Annotated in this window: 5 protein-coding genes; 4 read left to right on the top strand and 1 reads right to left on the bottom strand. The window is 43.7% G+C overall.

All coding sequences use genetic code 11. The features are described 5' to 3' along the window. Positions 1 to 371 (bottom strand): Lrp/AsnC family transcriptional regulator (locus VF500_RS08420; RefSeq protein ID WP_330859250.1); only part of this gene is annotated, 371 nt, incomplete at its 3' end. Positions 372 to 519: 148 nt separating this feature from the next. Here VF500_RS08420 and VF500_RS08415 point away from each other — a divergent pair. The 4 genes from VF500_RS08415 to VF500_RS08400 form a co-directional block, all read left to right on the top strand. Next, on the top strand, positions 520 to 1,518 hold the full coding sequence (locus VF500_RS08415) for an NAD-dependent epimerase/dehydratase family protein (protein ID WP_330859249.1): 999 nt from the start codon (positions 520 to 522) through the stop codon (positions 1,516 to 1,518). Between the two features lie 12 nt (positions 1,519 to 1,530). Beyond that, the gene (locus VF500_RS08410; RefSeq protein ID WP_330859248.1) at positions 1,531 to 2,385 is read left to right on the top strand and encodes an RNA polymerase sigma factor RpoD/SigA; all 855 of its coding nucleotides are present in this window, start codon (positions 1,531 to 1,533) and stop codon (positions 2,383 to 2,385) included. A 113-nt stretch (positions 2,386 to 2,498) separates the two neighbouring features. After that, complete coding sequence (locus VF500_RS08405) at positions 2,499 to 4,403, top strand: beta-galactosidase (RefSeq protein ID WP_330859247.1); 1,905 nt, start codon at positions 2,499 to 2,501, stop codon at positions 4,401 to 4,403. A 280-nt stretch (positions 4,404 to 4,683) separates the two neighbouring features. Next, positions 4,684 to 6,366, top strand: a 1,683-nt coding sequence (locus tag VF500_RS08400) for a 7TM-DISM domain-containing protein (RefSeq protein WP_330859246.1), incomplete at its 3' end; no start/stop codon positions are given.

Raw genomic sequence — 6,366 nt, 5'->3', positions numbered from 1 at the left:
AAAAAATCATAGTACTCTTTACGGTCCTTTACGGTTACCTTAAGGATAAAATCAAAATCGCCGGTAAGGTGATAACATTCCAGTACTTCGGGGAGTTTAATGATCTCGCTTTCAAAATGGCTTAAGCTATGCTGGCTGTGGTCTTTCAGTTGCACATGGGTAAAGGTCATGAAATCAAGTTCCAGCTTTTCATGATCAAGCACTGCAACATATTTTTTGATATAGCCGCGCTCCTGCAATGAGCGGATGCGGTTATTGATAGGGGTGGTGGTTTTATTAAGCTTAAGGCCTATTTCCTGGCCGGTAAGTCGTGCATTTTCCTGCAACAGCTGGAGTATGCGGATATCTGTTTCGTCGAGTTGATTAAGCATAAAAGTTATAAAAACTAAAATATAAGCTTTAAATATTTACCTGAAGTTTTAAAACCTGTTTTTAAATGTGTTTTTAGTCTTAAAAACCAAATTTTAAGTACTCTATGGATTATGAGGTTGTGAATATACAATTTTACATCATAATTCTATGGAACACGACAAAATACAACCATCACCGGTAATTCTTGTTACCGGCGCCCGCGGGCAGATCGGTACGGAACTGGTTGCCGCTTTAAGAAACCTTTATGGCAGGAAACAGGTAATTGCTACCGACCTACATGATGCTGCAAAAATACCAGATCAGGAACGGCCATACCACCAGCTAAACGTACTGGATAAAGATGAACTGGAAAACCTTGTTGTTACCTATGGTGTAACGCAAATTTATCATCTGGCCGCTACTTTATCGGCCAAAGGAGAGGAAGCTCCGCTAAAAGCATGGCACCTGAACATGCAAAGCCTGTTGAATATATTGGAAGTGGCCAAAGATCATAAATTGGATAAGGTGTTTTGGCCAAGCAGTATTGCGGTATTCGGGCCATCAACAGCACGTAAGATCAGTCCGCAGGATGCTTTGCTCGATCCGCAAACGGTTTATGGCATTAGCAAGGAAGCCGGCGAACAATGGTGCGCCTATTACAGGGAACAATATGGGCTTGATGTGCGCAGTATTCGTTATCCCGGCCTGATCAGTTATAGCGCCCCGGCTGGTGGAGGTACTACTGATTATGCAGTGGCTATATTTCACGAAGCTTTGCAAAAGGGAGCATATGAATGCTATCTGAACTCAGACACTGCTTTGCCGATGATGTACATGGAAGACGCAGTAAGGGCAACCATTGAACTGATGAATGCCCCGGCTGAGGCGCTAAAAGAACGCGGCGCATATAATATCGGTGCCTTGAGCTTTACACCTGCCCAATTGGTAACAGAATTGCAAAAGCACCTGCCCGGCTTTACTATCAGCTACAGCGCAGATAAACGCCAGTCGATCGCGAACTCATGGCCGGTTGGTGTTGATGATAATGAAGCAAAGCAAGACTGGAACTGGCAACCCGAATATGATCTTGCTGCCATGACCGCTGATATGCTTCATCACCTGGCACCGGTTTATAAAAATGATAGCAATACTGCAACCGTGAGTTAAACATCGGTAGTAATGAAAGAGCTGAATATTACCCAATCGATCACTGCCCGGGATGCCGCTTCGCTGGAGATGTATTTCAGCGATATAACCCGAGAGCCAACCATTAGCGCGGAAGAAGAAGTGCTGTTAGCCGGAAAGATCCGGCAGGGCGACCTGTCGGCCTTGCATAAGCTTGTAAGGGCAAATCTGCGTTTTGTGGTTTCGGTGGCGAAAAAGTATCAGCACCAGGGGATGCCCATAGGCGATTTGATAAGCGAAGGTAATTTAGGTTTGCTTGAAGCCGCGAAACGATTTGATGAAACCCGCGGCTTCAAGTTTATATCTTACGCTGTTTGGTGGATCAGGCAGCGCATCATGGAAGCGCTCCTTGATAAAACAAGGATGATCCGCCTGCCTGCCAACCAGGTATATATGATAGTTCATGTTAACAGGGCAACAGGCGTTCTGGAACAACAATTGGAGCGGCTTCCCGTTCAGGATGAGATAGCCGCATTTTTGGAAACTGCCGAGTGGAAAGTAAAAGAGGCATTGTATGTTGCTCCGTTTACGCATTCTTACGATAAGTCTGACACACTGGGCGATGATGGGTACAGCCTGCTCGATCGTTTACATATCGACGAACCCGGAGCAGAGGGCCTTTTGGAGGCATCACAACTCAAACAACAGCTTGATGATTTGCTCAGTAAGCTAAACGGTGCCGAACGTTCCGTTATATTTTACCACTATGGCCTCGATGGGCACAGTGAACTCTCGGCCCCCGAAATAGGTAACAGGCTTGGGGTTAGCGCAGAAAGGGTAAGGCAACTACGAAACCGGGCTATCAATAAGCTTAAGGAAAGCGCCAGCTTGCAAAAGCTTGAAGTTTAGGATATCACTCTCCATTCTATATAATTCAAATTTCCCCGGTTCAGCAAACGTTTGCGTTGAAATAAGTTAGGTGTTACTATTTTGGGTTTATAACTTAGGTGCTTATAAACATTATGAATGATATACCTGCCGGGTTTATCATCGTCAAGCTTACAACGCAAATGAAAAAAACATTCCTCTCTTTATTATTGCTAACCCTCATTACATCACAGGTTTTTAGCCAGGCGAAACATAGTTTTAAAATTGCCGATGGTAGTTTTATATATGATGGAAAACCTATCCAGATCCATTCGGGCGAGATGCATTTTGCGCGGATCCCGAAAGCATACTGGAAGCAGCGCCTGCAAATGCTTAGGGCAATGGGCATGAACGCTGTTGCTACCTACGTATTCTGGAACCACCATGAAACCAGTCCGGGCGTATGGGATTTTAAAACCGAAAACCGCGACATTCGCGAGTTTGTGAAAACCGCTCAGCAGGAGGGCTTGATGGTGATATTAAGGCCAGGCCCATACGCTTGTGCCGAATGGGAGTTTGGCAGCTATCCATGGTGGCTTCAAAATGATAAACAATTGGTTATCCGCAGTAAAAATGATCGCTTCCTGGATTCATGCAAAACTTACATCAACCAGTTAATGGGGCAGGTTAAGGACCTGCAAATTACTCACGGAGGGCCAATTATTATGGTACAGGCCGAAAATGAGTTTGGATCATATGTAGCCCAGCGTAAGGATATACCGCTTGCCGATCATAAAATTTACAGCGCTGCCATAAAAGATCTGCTGTTGAAAGCCGGTGTTGATGTGCCTTTATTTACATCAGATGGCGACTGGCTGTTTGAAGGAGGTGTAATTAAAGGGGCATTACCTACAGCCAATGGCGAGGGTGATACCAAAAATCTGAAGAAACTCATCAACCAATATAATGAAGGTAAAGGCCCTTATATGGTAGCCGAATACTATCCCGGCTGGCTTGACCACTGGGGCGAGAAGTTTGAGAAAGTATCAGAAACTTCGGTAGTTAAAGATCTGGAGAAGTATCTAAAGGATACCGTTTCATTCAATATTTACATGGCACACGGTGGCACTAATTTTGGTTTTACAAGCGGTGCTAATTATGACAAAGAGCACCAGATTCAGCCGGATATTACCAGTTATGATTATGATGCGCCAATCAGCGAGGCAGGTTGGGCAACTTCCAAATTTATGGCTATCCGCAACCTGATGAAAAAGTATGCAGGTTATACTATCCCAGAGGTTCCCGCGCAAATCCCAGTGATCCAGATCCCTGCTATTAAGCTCACCAAAACGGCCGACCTGCTGGAACTCGCCAAAAATCAGACTGCTGTTGAAAGTGATACCCCGCAAACATTTGAAACCCTTAACCAGGGGCATGGTTATGTATTATACAGCCGTAAGTTTACACAGCCCATCAACGGCACTTTAAACCTGGAAGGCCTGCGCGATTACGCAACCATATATGTTAACGGCGAAAAGGTTGGCGAGCTTAACAGGCAAAGCAACAAATTTACATGCCCTATAAACATTCCGTTTAATGCCCGCCTGGATATTTTGGTAGAAAACCTTGGTCGGATCAATTACGGTAGCGAGATCATCCATAACCTTAAAGGCATTATCAGCCCGGTGAAGATAGATGATCATGAAATTACCGGTAACTGGCAAATGTACAAACTGCCCATGGATAAGGTTCCGGCACTTGCGCCTGGCACAACAAACACGGTTGGTCATCCAACACTTTACCAGGGAACATTTGACCTGAATAAACAGGGAGATACCTTTTTAGATCTGAAGAACTGGGGTAAAGGTATTGTATTTGTAAACGGGATCAACATTGGCCGTTACTGGAAAATTGGTCCGCAACAAACGCTTTACCTGCCGGGCTGCTGGCTTAAAAAAGGAACAAACAGCGTTGTTGTGCTTGATCAGTTGAATGATGCCCCGCAAACAGAGATCACTACAGTAACGGTGCCGGTTTTAGATGGCCCCGTGAGTAAATAACATAAGTTAAATTCAACTTAAGGCGGCAGGATAATTTTCTGCCGCTTTTTTTATTGACATAACATTAACTATTACTACTTAAATTGGATGTCAATTTAACCCATTGTTTATGTAAACCGATGAGCCACAATAAATAGTTCACAATATTCGTATGGGTTGTTATATTCACACTTTATTATAAAGATCCCTGAGCTTAATAATGATAAATAAACCCTATTCCGCACCCCGGAAGGAAACAAATTGGTGAGCTTTCGATTTTTATAGTAACTGCCGTAAATCAATGAAAGCCAGTAAGCTTATATATATAGTATTTATTTTATTAACAGGCACCATTGCAAAGGTACCTGCACAAACAAACTATGTAGCTGCGGTACACGGTGTATTGGATCTTCGCAATAAATCCATTAACGATAAAATTGAACTAACTGGTAACTGGTTGTTTTATTGGAACCAACTGGTAAACCCCAATGATACGGCGGTTATTAAGGACAGGTTACTGGTTGAATTTCCGTTTAAATGGAGCGGATACACCTGGCGGGGTAAAAAACTGCCCGCCTTTGGCTACGGTACTTACCGGCTTAAAATCTTACTTCCCTCAAAACACGGTGCGTTAAAGCTGGGGATGCCTGATGTTTACAGTGCATACAGGCTTTATATCAACAGTAAATTAGCATCATCAAACGGCACTGTAACCACCTCTCCCAAAGGCTTTGAAGCACACTGGGAGTACCACGCTATTGATCTGCCCAATAGTGATACTGTCAATATTACTTTGCAGATTTCCAACTTTATACACAGTAAGGGAGGCATTGGTAAGCCTATATTTATAGGCCCTGCCGAAAGAATTGACCTGGCCCGTCATCAAGCCGAAGGTATTGACCTGATGCTGACAGGCTGCTTACTCATGGGCGGATTGTTCTTCCTTGGCTTATACTTACTGGGTAGCCGTGATAAAGCCATTTTGCTTTTTGCCCTGTTCTCTATAGTTTATAGCTACCGCATCATTGGTACAGATAACTATGTGCTGCACACTTTATTGCCCGATATTAACTGGTATATAACAGCACGGTTGGAGTATATGAGCCTGTTTTTGGGAATAGGCTTGTTTGGCTTATACACCAGTTATTTATACCCTATAGATGTAAATCACCGGGTTGTAAATACTATCAATGGGGTGTCCTTTTCGTTTACTTTGATGACACTGTTTAGTCCTGCCTGGATTTTTACCCAACTGGTGAACCCTTTTTTAGTGGTAATGTTATTTTGCCTGGTTTATATTCCGTATGTATACTCAAAGGCCTGGCGTAATGACAGGCCGGGATCCGTTTATGCATTGATGAGCGCATTTGCTTTAATGTCGGTATTTGGTATTTCTCTGTTTCATTACTGGGCATTAATACCTCCCTTGCAGCTGGTTAGTTTTTTAGGTTATATCGCTTTTTTCTTTCTGCAATCGCTTGTTTTGGCACACCGGGTATCATTTGTATTGAAAAAGGCGAGGGCTGAAGCCGAACAGGGTTTAAAGGTTAAAAGTGAATTTTTGAGCACGATGAGCCACGAAATCCGGACACCGCTTAATTCGGTAATAGGGATGAGCCATCTGCTGCTTAAGAACGAGCCACGCAAGGATCAGATCGAACATCTCAACGTCATGCTTTTTTCGGCTAATAACCTGTTGGCCATAGTGAACGATGTACTTGACTATAACAAAATAGAAGCCGGGAAAATAACTTTCGAACATATTGAAATGGACCTGGCCGCAATTGCCCGCAATGTAGTTGGCGGCTTGCAAACGACAGCTCATGATAAAGACATAACCCTGCGACTTGATTTTGATAAGAAATTGCAGCATAAACTGCTCGGCGACCCCACCCGTTTATCACAGGTGATCACTAATCTGGTTCACAACGCGATCAAGTTTACACCAAGCGGCGAGGTGGTGTTAGGGATGGAAGTGAAAGAA

Source organism: Mucilaginibacter sp. (assembly GCF_036383575.1).
Classification (GTDB): domain Bacteria; phylum Bacteroidota; class Bacteroidia; order Sphingobacteriales; family Sphingobacteriaceae; genus Mucilaginibacter.
Note: the sequence above shows the minus strand (reverse complement) of the source record. Positions and strands in the feature narration are given on the sequence as shown.

Bases quoted from the DNA above. Each gene is read 5' to 3' on its own strand.
- VF500_RS08415 (WP_330859249.1), top strand. From the start codon at position 520: ATGGAACACGACAAAATACAACCATCACCGGTAATTCTTGTTACCGGC.
- VF500_RS08410 (WP_330859248.1), top strand. From the start codon at position 1,531: ATGAAAGAGCTGAATATTACCCAATCGATCACTGCCCGGGATGCCGCT.
- VF500_RS08405 (WP_330859247.1), top strand. From the start codon at position 2,499: ATGAATGATATACCTGCCGGGTTTATCATCGTCAAGCTTACAACGCAA.